Origin of the sequence: Erwinia sp. INIA01 (genome assembly GCF_025947915.1) — a bacterium.
GTDB lineage: Bacteria > Pseudomonadota > Gammaproteobacteria > Enterobacterales > Enterobacteriaceae > Erwinia > Erwinia coffeiphila.
This window is the reverse complement of sequence record NZ_JAPDNC010000019.1, coordinates 48,910-63,848: the sequence shown is the minus strand read 5'-3', so window position 1 is coordinate 63,848 and position 14,939 is coordinate 48,910. Positions and strand designations below refer to the sequence as shown.

Annotated in this window: 14 protein-coding genes; 7 read left to right on the top strand and 7 right to left on the bottom strand. The window is 49.6% G+C overall.

Features of this window, described 5'->3' with window-relative positions; translation table 11 throughout:
* Positions 1–12: 12 nt before the first annotated feature.
* Entirely contained in the window at positions 13–2,295 is a 2,283-nt protein-coding gene (metE, locus tag OMR58_RS24030; RefSeq protein WP_264547162.1) for a 5-methyltetrahydropteroyltriglutamate--homocysteine S-methyltransferase, read from the bottom strand.
* Between the two features lie 122 nt (positions 2,296–2,417).
* Between metE and metR the strand changes: the two genes are divergently transcribed.
* From metR to glpT, 4 genes are all read left to right on the top strand, one after another.
* The gene (gene metR, locus OMR58_RS24025) at positions 2,418–3,359 is read left to right on the top strand and encodes an HTH-type transcriptional regulator MetR (RefSeq protein WP_200562743.1); all 942 of its coding nucleotides are present in this window, start codon (positions 2,418–2,420) and stop codon (positions 3,357–3,359) included.
* A 97-nt stretch (positions 3,360–3,456) separates the two neighbouring features.
* The gene (locus OMR58_RS24020) at positions 3,457–3,927 is read left to right on the top strand and encodes a YehS family protein (RefSeq protein ID WP_105595166.1); all 471 of its coding nucleotides are present in this window, start codon (positions 3,457–3,459) and stop codon (positions 3,925–3,927) included.
* A 135-nt stretch (positions 3,928–4,062) separates the two neighbouring features.
* On the top strand, positions 4,063–4,251 hold the full coding sequence (locus tag OMR58_RS24015) for a hypothetical protein (protein ID WP_200562741.1): 189 nt from the start codon (positions 4,063–4,065) through the stop codon (positions 4,249–4,251).
* A gap of 439 nt (positions 4,252–4,690) precedes the next feature.
* Positions 4,691–6,037, top strand: a complete 1,347-nt coding sequence (glpT, locus tag OMR58_RS24010; RefSeq protein WP_200562739.1) for a glycerol-3-phosphate transporter — start codon at positions 4,691–4,693, stop codon at positions 6,035–6,037.
* A gap of 50 nt (positions 6,038–6,087) precedes the next feature.
* On the opposite strand, the gene OMR58_RS24005 is transcribed toward glpT, so the two are convergent.
* Complete coding sequence (locus OMR58_RS24005; RefSeq protein WP_264547161.1) at positions 6,088–6,540, bottom strand: hypothetical protein; 453 nt, start codon at positions 6,538–6,540, stop codon at positions 6,088–6,090.
* A 13-nt stretch (positions 6,541–6,553) separates the two neighbouring features.
* Positions 6,554–7,336 (bottom strand): winged helix-turn-helix domain-containing protein, encoded by a 783-nt coding sequence (locus OMR58_RS24000; protein ID WP_264547160.1) that lies wholly within the window; start codon positions 7,334–7,336, stop codon positions 6,554–6,556.
* Positions 7,337–7,679: 343 nt separating this feature from the next.
* On the opposite strand from OMR58_RS24000, the gene OMR58_RS23995 reads away from it, so the two are divergent.
* Positions 7,680–8,075 carry a winged helix-turn-helix domain-containing protein gene (locus OMR58_RS23995; RefSeq protein ID WP_200562733.1) on the top strand — a complete coding sequence of 132 codons (396 nt, stop codon included), beginning with the start codon at positions 7,680–7,682 and terminating at the stop codon, positions 8,073–8,075.
* A 541-nt stretch (positions 8,076–8,616) separates the two neighbouring features.
* Here OMR58_RS23995 and yigL read toward each other — a convergent pair.
* The gene (gene yigL / locus OMR58_RS23990; protein ID WP_200562731.1) at positions 8,617–9,417 is read right to left on the bottom strand and encodes a sugar/pyridoxal phosphate phosphatase YigL; all 801 of its coding nucleotides are present in this window, start codon (positions 9,415–9,417) and stop codon (positions 8,617–8,619) included.
* A gap of 69 nt (positions 9,418–9,486) precedes the next feature.
* Positions 9,487–10,479 (bottom strand): lysophospholipase L2, encoded by a 993-nt coding sequence (gene pldB, locus OMR58_RS23985; RefSeq protein WP_264547159.1) that lies wholly within the window; start codon positions 10,477–10,479, stop codon positions 9,487–9,489.
* A 113-nt stretch (positions 10,480–10,592) separates the two neighbouring features.
* On the opposite strand from pldB, the gene rhtB reads away from it, so the two are divergent.
* A complete protein-coding gene (gene rhtB / locus OMR58_RS23980; RefSeq protein WP_200547548.1) occupies positions 10,593–11,216 on the top strand; it encodes a homoserine/homoserine lactone efflux protein in 624 nt (207 codons plus the stop codon).
* Between the two features lie 44 nt (positions 11,217–11,260).
* Here rhtB and recQ read toward each other — a convergent pair whose 3' ends face one another.
* Positions 11,261–13,093, bottom strand: coding sequence for an ATP-dependent DNA helicase RecQ (recQ, locus tag OMR58_RS23975; protein WP_105595157.1), 1,833 nt, complete (start codon positions 13,091–13,093; stop codon positions 11,261–11,263).
* A 320-nt stretch (positions 13,094–13,413) separates the two neighbouring features.
* Positions 13,414–14,298 carry a phospholipase A gene (gene pldA, locus OMR58_RS23970; RefSeq protein ID WP_264547158.1) on the bottom strand — a complete coding sequence of 295 codons (885 nt, stop codon included), beginning with the start codon at positions 14,296–14,298 and terminating at the stop codon, positions 13,414–13,416.
* A 170-nt stretch (positions 14,299–14,468) separates the two neighbouring features.
* Here pldA and OMR58_RS23965 point away from each other — a divergent pair, with 170 nt between their 5' ends.
* Complete coding sequence (locus OMR58_RS23965; RefSeq protein WP_200547547.1) at positions 14,469–14,939, top strand: thioesterase family protein; 471 nt, start codon at positions 14,469–14,471, stop codon at positions 14,937–14,939.

Here is a 14,939-nt window from a genome sequence, read left to right as displayed (position 1 = left end):
ACACGACTCAACTCACACAGATAATGGCGCTTTTGCCGCACGCAGATTCTGCGCCGCTGTTACCATGTTGGCCAACGCCTGGCGGGTTTCAGTCCAGCCGCGGGTTTTCAGACCACAGTCCGGGTTTACCCAAAGACGTTCAGTTGGAATACGCTCTGCGGCTTTCAGTAGCAGGGCTTCCATCCACTCCACGCTCGGTACGTTTGGCGAGTGGATGTCGTAAACGCCCGGGCCAATCTCATTGGGATAGTCAAACTCTTCAAAAGACTCCAGCAGTTCCATATCGGAACGTGAGGTCTCGATGGTAATAACATCCGCATCCAGCGCCGCGATCGAATCCATAATGTCATTGAACTCGCAGTAGCACATATGGGTGTGGATCTGTGTTTCATCCTGCGCCACGGCGGCATTCAGGCGGAACGCATCCACCGCCCAATTCAGATAGTCTGCCCATTCAGACTTATGTAACGGGAGGCCTTCACGCAAGGCCGGTTCATCAATCTGAATGATGCCGATACCCGCTTTTTCCAGATCGACCACTTCATCACGCAGCGCCAGCGCAATTTGCTTAGCAATGGTTTCACGTGAAACATCTTCACGCGGGAATGACCAGCAGAGGATCGTCACCGGGCCGGTCAGCATGCCTTTTACCGGTTTGTCAGTCAGCGACTGGGCATACTTCGCCCACTCTACGGTGATCGCCTGCGGGCGGCTGACGTCGCCGATGATAACCGGTGGTTTAACGCAGCGTGAACCGTAACTCTGTACCCAGCCGTTCTGCGTGAAGACAAAACCGTCCAGGTTTTCGCCAAAGTATTCCACCATGTCGTTACGTTCGGCTTCCCCATGAACCAGCACATCAAGACCCAGGCGCTCCTGCTCGGCGATGGCCTGCTTAATGTGTTCGGCAATGCCGGTGCGATAGTGGGCACCGTCCAGACGCCCCTGCTTAAAGTCCAGACGCAGACCGCGAATTTCGGTAGTTTGCGGGAATGAACCAATGGTGGTGGTTGGCCATGCCGGCAGCTGGAAACGCTTTCGCTGGGATTCAGCACGAACCTGATAGCTATTCTGACGCTGGCTGTCTTTCGCCGTAATTGCCGCAAGGCGCTGAGCCACCGCTGCGTTGTGCACTCGGGTAGATGTCTTACGAGCACGGACTGGGGCGCTCCAGGCCTCCAGCGAGGCGGCATCATCGTTGTTCAGTGCATTGCTCAGCAGTGACAGTTCGGTACATTTTTGCAGTGCGAAAGCGAACCAGCTTTTCACCTCTTCATCCAGGCGCGTTTCCACACTCAAATCGATCGGACTGTGCAGCAGCGAGCAGGAAGTCCCAATCCACAGCTGTTTGCGTTGAGCGACCAGCGGCCTCAGTCGCTCAAACCAACTGCTGAGATCGGCACGCCAGACGTTACGCCCGTTAATCACCCCGACCGACAGCAGCCAGTTCGCCGGCACGTTGTCATTCAACAGGGTGATGTCATCTTTGCCATGAACCAGATCCACGTGCAGTCCCTGAACAGGCAGTGCGGTAATGGTCTTCAGGTTCTGACCAATACTGTCGAAATAGGTGGTTAGCAGCAGCTTAGCGCGTCCTTGCAGTGCATCATAAGCCGGTTTGAACGCCGCCAGCCATTCCGCAGGCAGCTCAAGAGCCAGGGCAGGCTCATCAATCTGCACCCACTCAATATCACGTTTCGCCAGCTCGGCAAGGACCTGTTGATAGACCGGAAGAATGTCTCTCAGCAGCGTCAGGCGATCGAACGGTTCGCCCTTCACTTTCCCCAGCCACAGGTAGGTTACCGGGCCAAGCAGTACGGGTTTGACGTTATGCCCAAGGGCCAGCGCTTCATCAACCTCATCCAGCAGCTGGGTCCAGGTCAGTTTGAACTGTTGGCCGCGTACAAACTCCGGCACCATATAGTGATAGTTGGTGTTAAACCATTTGGTCATTTCTGCGGCGGCTGCCGGTTCACCGGTCGGCGCGCGCCCCCGGCCAAGGCGGAACAGGGTATCAAGGTCAACAGAACCCTCTTTATTTCGGTGGCGGGCAGGTACGTTGCCCAACAGCAGGCTGGTCGTCAGTACGTGATCGTACCAGGCAAAGTCACCAACCGGCAGCAGGTCCACACCGGCATCTTTCTGCTGTTGCCAGTGACGGGCGCGTAATTCGCGACCGGTTGCCAGCAGCTCTTCCTGCGTGCTATTGCCCGCCCAGTAACTTTCCTGTGCTTTTTTTAGTTCGCGGCGCAGGCCGACGCGGGGAAATCCAAGAGTATGGTTCTGAATAGTCATGATGCGCTTCCTGTTAATTTAGGTGTTATCATTTGGACGTCCAGATGTTTACACTGCTATAATCCGCAGGTACTGTATTATCTACAAGCGCAATATGTTCACTGTCGATGTGAAGGACTCTCATGATCGAACTCAAACACCTCCGAACGCTGCAGGCTCTGCGAAATTCAGGTTCGCTGGCCGCCGCTGCCGCCCAGCTACATCAAACGCAGTCAGCGTTATCCCATCAGTTCAGCGATCTGGAACAGCGGCTGGGCTTCCGTCTGTTCGTGCGGAAAAGCCAGCCACTACGCTTTACACCACAGGGAGAGGTTTTACTGCAGCTGGCCGAGCAGGTGTTGCCACAGATTCAACAAGCATTACAGGCCTGCCATGAGCCACACCAGACTACGTTGCGCATCGCTATTGAGTGCCACAGCTGTATTCAGTGGCTGACGCCGGCACTGAACAATTTCCGCAAAAGCTGGCCGCAGGTGGTGATGGATTTTAAATCGGGCGTGACGTTTGACCCACAGCCTGCGCTTCAGCAGGGCGAACTGGATATCGTACTCACCTCCGATATTCTGCCGCGCAGCGGCTTGTTCTATACGCCAATGTTCGATTTCGAGGTCAGGCTGGTTATGGCACCTGACCATCCTCTGGCCAAAGTGAACCGTATTTCTCCGGAAGACTTAGCCAGTGAAGTGCTGTTGATTTACCCGGTACAGCGTCAGCGTCTTGATATCTGGCGTCATTTTCTACAGCCCGCTGGCGTCAGCCCGGCTCTGAAAAGCGTGGATAACACATTACTGTTAATTCAGATGGTCTCCGCGCAGATGGGCATTGCGGCTCTGCCACACTGGGTGGTGGAAAGCTTTGAGCAACAGGGACTTGTTGCTACCCGGGCGCTGGGCGAAGGTCTGTGGAGCAGGCTTTACGCGGCTGTACGGGATGGGGAACAGCGTCAACCGGTGGTTGAAGCATTTATCCGTTCAGCCCGGCAGCACGCATGCGATCATTTACCGCGGGTGCGGGATGCTTCTCTCCCGGGCACGCCGTTGCCAACATCGCTGACTCATCCCTGACTCAACTCATCAGTGAAGACCGGCGGTTTTTCCTGTCTAACCGCTCAATTGGCTCTATAATGCGCTCACTGCAATAGTTTCAATGAAGAGAGTGTTTATGACGAATAATGATGTCCTGCGCAGCGTGCGTTACATGCTGGATTTAAGCGATGCGAAAGTAGTGAGCATTCTGGCGCTGGCAGAGAGCGAAGTGGCTGAAGCCGAAGTGCACAGCTTCCTGAAAAAAGAAGATGAGCCAGGCTATCGCCTCTGCCCGGATGTCGTTATGGGCTATTTCCTTAACGGTCTGATTTTCGAACGCCGCGGGAAAAGTGAAGATGCGCCGGTGCCTTCGATTGAACGTAAGATGACAAACAACATCATCATGAAAAAGCTTCGCGTCGCTTTCGATTTGAAAACCACTGATATTATTGAGCTGCTGAAAAGCGCCGATTTTGCGGTGGGGCAATCAGAAATTGGGGCAATCTTCCGCAAGCCGGGACATAAAAATTATCGCGAGTGCGGCGATCAAATCCTTCGCAACTTCCTCAAAGGTCTGGCAATGAAGATTCGCCCGGCTAAAAAGTAAATATTCATCTCTATTTCAAATAATTAACGCCTTAACCGGGCGTTAGTTTATGAAAATCATCAAATTACAATACCTGTCCCCTTACATGAAACTCTAGCATCAGTTGAGTTCTTCAATCAAAAAGGGGGTTATATCATGCAGGTATTGTCAGAAATAGAGTTAGATCAGGTTAGCGGTGGCCGGGATAATATGAATATCACCACCGTTATTAACAATGACAAACCCATCAACGTAATTAATATTGCCGGTGATGGTTTAGTTATCAATTTTGATGATAGCGGTATGAGCATTATAAACGGTGAAATGACCACCTACTACTTTTAATTAATAAATTCAGTAAGTTACATGTCATATATTAAGATTGAAATAACAGCAGATGTTCTCCCTATCTACGCCAGTATCACTGCTCATATTCTCGCCTCTTTAAATCCTGCTTTTTTTCATGGATATAACATTACTTAGATAAAATTTTTTCCAATTAGAACGTAAACGTCCAAAATGCGGACTTCTGAGCGTTAAACGGCCTCATAAGTGTGACTTAAATCACAAATTATAGTTCGCATACGAAAATATCACCTCATTTAATGGTGCAGATATAGCCATTTCGTCATAAAAATGTAACATTCGCGCACTTATTCACAGCAGTTACCTTCGAATATCGCCATGCTGCTTTCGAAATAGAACATTTACCGTTACCAGGGAAACTGTTTGTATTTCATCTCAGCCGGGCGGGGATATCGTTACCAGAGCCATGGGGGCCGTAATGTTAAGTATTTTTAAACCCGCAGCACATCAGCCACGCGTTGATGCCAGCCGCGTCGATCCGCTGTACCGCAAACTGCGCTGGCAGATCTTTCTGGGGATCTTCTTCGGCTACGCCGCCTATTATCTGGTGCGTAAAAACTTTGCGCTGGCGATGCCTTATCTCGTTGAGCAGGGCTTCTCACGCGGAGATTTAGGATTTGCACTGTCAGGTATTTCTATTGCCTACGGCTTTTCAAAATTCATCATGGGTTCGGTTTCTGACCGCTCAAACCCTCGCGTATTCCTGCCTGCCGGACTGATTCTGGCCGCAGCAGTGATGCTGTTTATGGGTTTTGTGCCCTGGGCAACTTCCAGCATCATGGTCATGTTCGTCCTGCTGTTCCTGTGCGGCTGGTTCCAGGGTATGGGATGGCCACCGTGCGGCCGTACCATGGTTCACTGGTGGTCACAGAAAGAGCGCGGTGGCATCGTTTCCGTATGGAACTGCGCACATAACGTTGGTGGCGGTATCCCTCCACTACTGTTCTTGTTAGGTATGGCCTGGTTTAACGACTGGAAAGCCGCACTGTACATGCCGGCATTTGGTGCCATTCTGATCGCAATTATCGCCTTTGCGCTGATGCGCGATACACCACAGTCCTGTGGTCTGCCTCCGATTGAAGAGTATAAAAACGACTATCCGCCGGACTATGATGAAAAACATGAAACAGAGCTGACTGCGAAACAGATTTTCACCCAGTACATTCTGCCGAACAAACTGCTGTGGTATATCGCACTGGCGAACGTGTTTGTTTATCTGCTGCGCTACGGTGTGCTCGACTGGTCACCAACCTATCTGAAAGAGGTTAAGCACTTCACGCTGGATAAATCTTCGTGGGCTTATTTCTTCTATGAATATGCAGGTATTCCAGGCACGCTGCTGTGTGGCTGGATGTCAGATAAGGTATTCAAGGGCAACCGTGGAGCTACCGGCGTCTTCTTTATGACTCTCGTGACCATTGCGACCATTGTGTACTGGATGAACCCGGCGGGTAATCCTGGCGTCGATATGGCCTGTATGATGGTGATTGGCTTCCTGATTTATGGCCCCGTCATGCTGATCGGTCTGCACGCTCTGGAGCTGGCACCGAAAAAGGCTGCGGGTACTGCCGCTGGATTTACCGGCCTGTTTGGTTATCTCGGTGGTTCTGTTGCCGCCAGCGCGATCGTCGGCTATACCGTCGACTATTTCGGCTGGGATGGCGGCTTTATGGTAATGATTGGTGGAAGTATTCTGGCCGTTATTTTGCTCGCCATGACCATGATGAGCGAAAAGAAGCATAAGCAGCAGATGAACGCTCAATAATTAAAATCTGAGTAGCGGGATAGCTTTCAAAGACCGCTACTCATTTTCCCTTACTCAGACGTACACACCAGCAACGCCTGTTTATTAAACGAAAGAAGATACCTTCGACGATCCAACTTTCTTATTTTTACCATGAGATTTTTATCCTTGAGCTGCGGTAGAAATTTATTTATCACCGTGTCTTTTTTCCGCAGATGTAAATCATAATATCCCCCCTCTTTTTCATAATCGAAATCAAGAATGTCATTGACAGCTTGATCTTTCCCCAGACACCTCAACTTCCCTGAAAGCAACAGATACCCTTCGCCATTACCGTTTATTGCCATAAACAGGTCGAGCAAGTTTCTGCTACCACACTGATTAACAAGAGGTTCCATATCTAACTGTGCCCTGCAACTAAAGTCTTGCCTCTTATTCATGTTGCCAAACCAGAGAATACACAGTGAGAGAACCACCACCACCACCACCACCCAGCAAGGATAACGTTGCCTGATTAAAGACATTAGTTTATTTCTCTCATTTGAGCAGACCGTAATTAACGCATTCTCCTCCGCTGCTATTATCGCAGTAGGCTAAAATTTCTTTACCTGTGGAGCTTTCATTTACACTAACCTCCCGCCCGGACCAATAAAAAATATCTGCTTTACGGCCACAGTTTATTTTGTATTTAACAACATAGTTTTTTACTACTGAAAAATCATCCGCTGTTTTTCTTTTAACTCCGGAGTTATCCAGCAAATACACATTACAATTATTTATTTTAAAAGAATAATCACTTCGCACTAAAAAATGAAAAAACAGCAAAGGGGAGATTAATAAAACAAGTAACAACACGGTTAAAAGACTTACATTTCCCTTTCTGATAAATAAGAAAATAAAATTTATTTTTTTATTTAAGCTGTCATCATTGATTAAGCTATTCGCTAACTGCTTATTTCCCCCCGTAAAAATCTCACCTTCATCATTATCATCTGACATAATCTCGACGTCCGCACTAAGCATGAAGCCATGCCGGGGAATAGTAATGATCACGTCAGAGAACCCAAGATTAGACAAAGCCCTCCTCAATATTGACATGTAGTTATTTAAATTATTACCAGAGGATGACAAACCCTTTTTAGTCCAAAGATCATTCAGAATATGTTCTCTGCTTAATGGATTGTTATTATTCTCCACCATCAAGCAGAGCAATTCATTAGCAATCCGACTAAGCGTTAACATATCTACACTACCGTCAATCAAATACAACGTTCCATCATAGGAATTGTACTTTAAAGCCCCATTTATTAAGTAATTCACAACGCTACCTAATCATCCAGAATAATTGCCATCCTGAAAACCACAAGATAGCAACCTATTTACCATCTTAAACTTTAAGAAAAAACACATTTTAATCATAAACGCGCTATTGGTTTTTTTTAAAAGACATCAACATAAAACCAACAAAATACAGAACATTAAACTAATAAGTTAATTAATATCAAAATAAAAACCTATAAAAACACAAAAAGACAATATATGTTGTTATTAAGCTTTCCAGGATAATAAAATAACTCTAACGAAATGATGTATTAAAAATAAAAAACCCTAAAGAAAAACTTTAGGTGCTATTCCCGACTTGTAAAAAAGAGAAATTTAAAAAATGAACAGCATAGAACCAAAATCAGTAAAGTATGAAAATGAAAAACTCCTGTTAAAGGATAAGTATTTAATGATTAAAGATAGCAATATTATGGCTAAGGTTAGTAAAAACCAAAGAATCCTCATTCTGTGTTTGATGAATGAAATTATCGAAAAAGAAAAAATCATTCAAAATGTTTGGGGAGGAAACACATCCATGTCAAAAGAGAAGAATTATAATCAACTGGTTTTCCAAACCAGAGTTCTCCTGTCTAAACAAGGATTTCCCAACGATCTGATTATGACAATCCACAGATATGGATTGTGCTTTAACAAATTTTTTTTGAATTCAAACAAAACACCGAAGACCAATAGCATGGAAGATAAATACATAACAACTTCAGACATGCAGTTTTAACAGTTAATTTAAATTTACATCAGTATAAATACAGATAATTAATCGGGTCACCATAATAATTTCATAAACAAAGCATGATGAATACAGCTTAGTGGCCCAAAATCAAACCATCCATAATGGTTTGATTCGATAATTATTACAGCAAGGATAGTCGTTGAAAAGCTTAAAAAACATCACTACTAAAATTCACATAAAAATACCATGCTATAAAAGCATAAATAATAAATATAACACTATAATCTAAAAAAAAGATGGAAATAGAATTATATCCCTCAAAATTCAATGCGCTATGAAGATTGTTTGTGGCGAGAGCATTTCATAATCGACTCATAATGAAATGACAAAGACCCCAATTTACCAATTAAAAACACAATGACACATTTAAACGAAATTAAATCACCCCCAAAACCCAATGTCATAAATTAACTATTTTTGATGAAAAATATTTATTCTAGACATAAAAAAACCAGGAGAAAATGTATTATCCTGGTTATGGGTTCGCAACGCTGATCGAGCGGGTAAAAATTATAACTAAGAGTGACTACACACCAAACAAGGTACGCAGCGTTTTCGATACGGCCTGTTCGGCATTAGAACCAATGACTTCCAGTTCCGGCAACAAATCCTTCAGGCGCTGATGCGCATTCTCCATGATGTATCCTTTACCCGCCATGCTCAGCATCTCTTTATCATTCATCCCATCACCAAACGCGATGCACTCTTTCAGAGAAGAACCGAGAGACTGCGATACGGCATCCAGCGCATGGCCCTTAGAAACGCCACCGGCCATCACCTCAAGACATGTTGGCAGCGAAAAACTGACGTTGACCCGATCGCCCCATCGTGCGATCAGCGCCAGCTCCAGCGGAACCAGTAGCTCAGGATCATTACAGGTGAAAAAGACTTTGCTGATACCGTCTGTCGGCAGATCGCCGGGATGGTAAATCTGATAGTTGAAATCTGATTCTTTGAAAAAATCCATTTCATCGGGACGATGGCGATTCAAAAACCACTCTTCATCGCGATATATGTTGGTATAGATGTCAGGATTGCTGTGCTGCATAGCAAACAATTCGCGCGCAATGTCTTCATCGAGATTATGGCTGAAAACCAGTTCACCGGCGGTGTTATGCACACGTGCGCCATTAGAGGTGATCATAAAGGCGTCGATGCCCAGGCTATCACGCATCTGCGCGACATCAATATAGTGTCGGCCGGTGGCAAAAATAAAATGGATTCCCTTGCGAACCAGCAGCTGCAGAGTTTCGCGGGCAAAAGGGGAAAGTGTATGATCGGGAGATAACAGCGTGCCATCCAGATCTGAAGCAACAATACGGTACATAAAACCTCTGGTTAATATCATTTGGCGGGCAGGGCCCATCAGGTAACATAAACTTTGCGCAGCGGGTAATCAGGGATGGCGAGCGAAAAACGCCATAATCGTTTCCAGTGCCTCAGCCCGCATACTGTCTTTCTCAAACAGTATTTCATGGCGGGCGCCTGCGATAATCCTGGGAGCTCCCCCTTCACAGGGCTGTCCGGCGGCAACCATTGCCTGGCAAAAAAGATTTTGTGCTCTGTTATCCACGACCCTGTCTTCTTCTGCCTGTAGCAGCAGCAGCGGTGTTGAGATGCGGGATGCCTGCTGCAGGATCATCTTACCCGCCATCACCCCCTCCCTCACCCAATGATAGGTAGGTCCGCCGACACGAAGCCCGGGATCGTCAGCGTAAAAGCGCAGATTGCGCCGATAACGCTCGCGGCTGTGGGTCAGATGATTGAGGCCAAACGGTCGCGGACGCCATTTTCCTGTACCAATAGCGTAGCCCTCGCTGACTGCCGGGCGTTTTTCCGTCCAGTCCAGAATTCGATGGGCCATCCACTGCGGCATCGGCAGCGTGATGCCAAACATCGGCGCGGTTAATGCAGCGGCATCGAATGCCGCAGGCTGACGCGCCAGCATCAACGTGAGGATTGCACCGCCCATCGAATGCGCCAGGGCATAGCGATGACGATAATGACGAGCGACGATCTCTTTTAAATAAAGCGTTTCCAGATCGTCGACATAATCCTCAAAGGCCGCCACGTGGCCACGATGCGAATCCTGCAACAAGCGCCCCGATCGTCCCTGCCCACGATGATCGACAACGATCACATCATAGCCGCAGTGAAACAGATCGTAAGCCAGCTCAGGATATTTGACATAACTTTCGATTCGACCGGGACAGAGCAAAATAACCTTGTCATGTTGCGAAGAGATGAAGCGGGCATAGCGGATGGGCACGTTGCCAACACCGGCGAATTCATCTTCTTCGCGCTGCTGCCAAAAGCTCAGCAAAGGGCCCGTTGCAAAGGCCGCAAAAGACTGTTCACGGGTCAACCAGCCTGATTTACCAAGATCCATCAGACTTTTTCCAGAAAGATGTTTTACCATTCAGCAGGCCATTGTTACCCATAGCACAACGTTCAACATTCACGTATTGTGTCACAATTAAGCGTTTTTCGGGAGCTTTACCCATGACCATCGAATGGTGGCTGACTTACCTTCTGACAACCAGCATTTTGAGCCTTTCGCCAGGCTCTGGTGCCATTAATACTATGAGTACCGGTATCAGCCATGGCTATCGCGGGGCCGCTGCCTCCATTACCGGGCTACAGGTCGGGCTGTCATTGCATATTATCCTGGTTGGGATCGGCCTGGGCGCGCTGTTTTCACAATCGCTGCTGGCATTTGAGATCTTGAAATGGGCTGGCGCTGCCTATCTGGTCTGGCTGGGCATTCAACAGTGGCGTTCTGCCGGAGCCATCGATCTGAATGCCGTGGCGAAGGCGATGCCGCGACGTAAACTGTTCCAGCGGGCGGTTTTAGTTAACCTGACCAACCCGAAAAGCATCGTGTTCCTTGCGGCGCTGTTCCCCCAGTTTATCATCCCGCATCAGCCGCAGGCGATGCAGTACCTTGTGCTGGGCGTAACCACGGTGGTGGTCGACATTATTGTGATGATTGGCTATGCCACGCTGGCTACGCGTATTGCCGTCTGGATAAAAGGCCCGCAGCAAATGAAGCTGTTAAATCGAATTTTCGGTGGGTTATTTATGGCGGTGGGTGCACTGCTGGCGTCGGCGCGGCGTATCGCCTGATTGAACGTAAAAGGGCCGGTCACCCGGCCCGTTTAACGCGACGGTTAATCGTCATCGACACCGTCAACGTGATCCTTAATCATCAACAGGAACGGCCTGCCAAAGCGTTCCAGCTTTTTATGCCCCACCCCGTTAATACTCAGCATTTCTGAGGCCGTTAGTGGCATCTGTTCGGACATTTCAATCAGTGACGCATCGCTGAACACCACATAAGGTGGGATGTTGTCCTCATCGGCAATCGCTTTACGCAGCTTACGCAATTTGCCAAACAGCTTACGATCGTAATTGCCACCCCATGATTTCTGGCTGCTACTACGCGGTTTTGCCGTCACCAGCCTTGGTACTGCCAGCATCAGCGGCGTTTCACCACGCAGTACCGGCCTGGCCGCTTCCGTCAGCTGGAGCGCGGAATACATAGCGATATTCTGGGTGACCAGTCCAAGGTGGATCAGCTGGCGGAGTACACTGGTCCAGTGTTCAGTTGTCTGCTCACGACCAATGCCGTAAACCGGCAGCTTGTCGTGCTGCATGTCGCGAATACGCTGATTATTTGCGCCGCGCAGGATCTCGACAATATAACCCATACCAAAACGCTGACCGACGCGATAAATACAGGAAAGCGCCTTCTGCGCCTCCACCAGCCCGTCATAGCGACGTGGCGGATCGAGGCAAACATCGCAGTTTCCACAGGCCTGTTGACGCCCCTCGCCGAAGTAGTTCAGCAGAACCAGACGGCGGCAGGTTTGCGCTTCGGCGAAGGCACCCATGGCATTAAGTTTATGGCGCTCAATATCCTGCAGCTGCCCCGGCGCTTTTTCTTCCAGGCAGCGGCGCAGCCAGGCCATATCTGCCGGATCGTAAAGCAGTAAAGCCTCCGCCGGCAGGCCATCGCGACCGGCGCGGCCGGTTTCCTGATAGTAGGATTCAATATTGCGCGGAATATCGAAATGCACCACGAAACGCACGTTGGGTTTGTTAATCCCCATACCGAACGCCACGGTGGCCACGACGATCTGCAAATCGTCACGCTGGAAGGCTTCCTGCACATGCGCGCGATGCGCATTGTCCATTCCGGCATGATAAGCACCCACGCTCAACCCGCGGCTTTGCAGACGTGCGGCGGTATCTTCCACCTTGGCGCGGCTGTTGCAGTAAATAATGCCGCACGCACCGCGCTGATCCTGCACATAGCGCAGAAGTTGTTCGGTAGGTTTAAATTTTTCCACCAGCGTGTAGCGAATATTCGGGCGATCGAAACTGCTGATCTGAATCAGCGGATCGTCTAACTGAAGCAGACGAACGATATCGTTTCGCGTCGTTTCATCCGCGGTGGCTGTCAGTGCCATCACCGGAACATTAGGCAGACGCTGTCTGAGCTGCCCCAGCGCACCGTACTCAGGGCGGAAGTCATGGCCCCACTGTGAAATACAGTGGGCTTCGTCCACCGCAAGCATCGCCGGGTTCCAGTGCGTCAGCTGGTCGAGGAAGTTATCCATCATCAGCCGCTCAGGGGCGATATACAGCATGCGTACTTTGCCAGTACGACAGCCTGCGATCACTTCCTGCTGCTGTTCACGGCTCTGCGTAGAATTCAGGCAGGCCGCAGACACCCCGTTTGCCAGCAGCTGATCGACCTGGTCTTTCATCAGTGAAATCAGCGGCGACACAACCAGCGTTAACCCATCGCGAACCAGCGCAGGGATCTGATAACAAAGAGATTTACCGCCACCGGTCGGCATAACCACCAGACAGTCACGTCCGTCGAGCGATGCCTGGATAATCGTTTGCTGTCCCGGACGAAACTGCTGATAGCCGAAGGTATCGCGAAGTACCTGCTCTGCCAGCGTCTCATTATTGATTACTGCTGCCGTAGACACATTGTCCCCAATCTGAAGTGGTGTGAAGCGCTACCGGGCACTGCCTGCCCGATGGTGATGCCGGAACCGACGGTTGAGCAAGACTCAACCACAGCGAAGAATGATAACTCATGTCCGGAGCAAGATCTGGATTATCGCGAGCATTTTGCTTATTTGGGAGCGATTCGCGCCGTTTTGCTGCGTCACTTTTCATCGATGGCTCTGTCTGCGAAGCGGGCTGCAAAACGTGATATTGCTGCGCAAAGCCGGGATCCAGAGCAGGGGAAACCGACTTTGGCTGGGTTTTATTCACCGGGCAGTTGCGCCCGGCGAAGATGAAATCAGAACAGATCGTTAAGCGTTACGCCCACGCCAACGCGAGTTTGGCGATGGTTATAATCGATCAGCGATTCGCCGTAGCCGCTAAATACCTGGGTATAGAAGCGCACGTGTTCAGTCATCGGGTAACTCCAGCCCAGCTCCGCGCCGCCGTAGCCGCTGTTCCAGTTGTAGTTACTCTTCACGCTGAAGATGCTGTCACCCATCTGATAACCCAGCGTCAAGCGGTAGTAGCCCATGTACTTGGTGATATCCGGGTTATCGTCGTTGCTTTCACTTTCCGGCAGGCGATACCAGGGCTTCACTTCCACCAGCCAGTTGCCGTTTTGCGCCATCAGTCGGGCATAAACCCGGTTCCAGCTGCGTGAAGTGGGGTCGGAACGCCCGTTTGACTGGTGGTTGAGACCGGTTTCTACATCCCGCAGCGTCCAGCCGCCGAGGCTGTAGTCGGTTGCCCAGCCGAGGAAAATCTGCGGCTCATAGTTGGTTTCGCGGAACGGTGAAGATGCCCCCGATCCGCGGTTGGAGAGCTGCCACCAGGATTTCTGCGTATAGGAGGCCGCCAGCACGGAATTATCGCCCAGGATGCCACGCCACAGCGGGAAGGCCAGGCTCAGCTGAAATTTCACCTCGTCGTGCTTGGCTTCATTACCCCAGTTGTAGGACTCAATCGCTTCCCGGTTGATATTACTGGTGTAGGTATAAAGCAGATAGTTGCTCTCGTAGGGATAGAGAACAAACGGGTTATCGTGTTTTTCCAGCAGGTTAGCAATGATGCTACCGGGAACCTCAGGCCGGTCATGAACTTCTTTTAGCGTCGCTTCCTGTGCCAGCGCAATTGTCGGAACCAGGAGTGCTGTCGCCAGCAGTCCTTTCAGCAGAGCCATAATTTACTCCCGGTGGGCGAATATGAAGATAAAAGCACGCCATTCTACACATAAAGTGCTGCCCGCTTTAGTGCTGTTTTCTGAAAGTGGAAAGCACTGCCAACGAAGCATAAGATACTCACCTCATTAACCTTTGATTTACTTTTCCCCGGCTTTACAGGATCACAATAATGTCAGCGTTACCTTTGGATCAGGCGGCAGCACGTCGGCTGATTGGCGAAATTTTTGTTTATGATATGCCCTTCAACCGCTCGCTCGGGCTGGAGCTGGATCGCCTTGAACCGGACTTTGCTCAGCTAAGCCTGGCGAATCAAACTATGCTGGTCGGCAACTATGCGCAGAAAATCCTGCACGGCGGGGTGATTGCCTCGGTGCTGGACGTTGCGGCGGGTCTGGTCTGCGTCAGCAGCGCGCTGACTCGTCAGCAAAGCATCACCGAAGAAGAGCTTCGCCAGCGCCTGTCGCGCATGGGCACCATCGATCTGCGCGTGGATTACCTGCGGCCAGGGCGCGGCGAGCGTTTTGTCGCCAGCAGTAGCCTGCTGCGCGGCGGTAACAAAGTCTCCGTTGCCCGCGTTGAACTCCATAACGATGCCGGTGTTCACATTGCCAGCGCTACTGCTACCTATATGATTGGTTAA

Coding starts and splice junctions, on each gene's coding strand:
- metE (WP_264547162.1), bottom strand. CDS start 2,295: ATGACTATTCAGAACCATACTCTTGGATTTCCCCGCGTCGGCCTGCGC.
- metR (WP_200562743.1), top strand. CDS start 2,418: ATGATCGAACTCAAACACCTCCGAACGCTGCAGGCTCTGCGAAATTCA.
- OMR58_RS24020 (WP_105595166.1), top strand. CDS start 3,457: ATGACGAATAATGATGTCCTGCGCAGCGTGCGTTACATGCTGGATTTA.
- OMR58_RS24015 (WP_200562741.1), top strand. CDS start 4,063: ATGCAGGTATTGTCAGAAATAGAGTTAGATCAGGTTAGCGGTGGCCGG.
- glpT (WP_200562739.1), top strand. CDS start 4,691: ATGTTAAGTATTTTTAAACCCGCAGCACATCAGCCACGCGTTGATGCC.
- OMR58_RS24005 (WP_264547161.1), bottom strand. CDS start 6,540: ATGTCTTTAATCAGGCAACGTTATCCTTGCTGGGTGGTGGTGGTGGTG.
- OMR58_RS23995 (WP_200562733.1), top strand. CDS start 7,680: ATGAACAGCATAGAACCAAAATCAGTAAAGTATGAAAATGAAAAACTC.
- yigL (WP_200562731.1), bottom strand. CDS start 9,417: ATGTACCGTATTGTTGCTTCAGATCTGGATGGCACGCTGTTATCTCCC.
- pldB (WP_264547159.1), bottom strand. CDS start 10,479: ATGGATCTTGGTAAATCAGGCTGGTTGACCCGTGAACAGTCTTTTGCG.
- rhtB (WP_200547548.1), top strand. CDS start 10,593: ATGACCATCGAATGGTGGCTGACTTACCTTCTGACAACCAGCATTTTG.
- pldA (WP_264547158.1), bottom strand. CDS start 14,298: ATGGCTCTGCTGAAAGGACTGCTGGCGACAGCACTCCTGGTTCCGACA.
- OMR58_RS23965 (WP_200547547.1), top strand. CDS start 14,469: ATGTCAGCGTTACCTTTGGATCAGGCGGCAGCACGTCGGCTGATTGGC.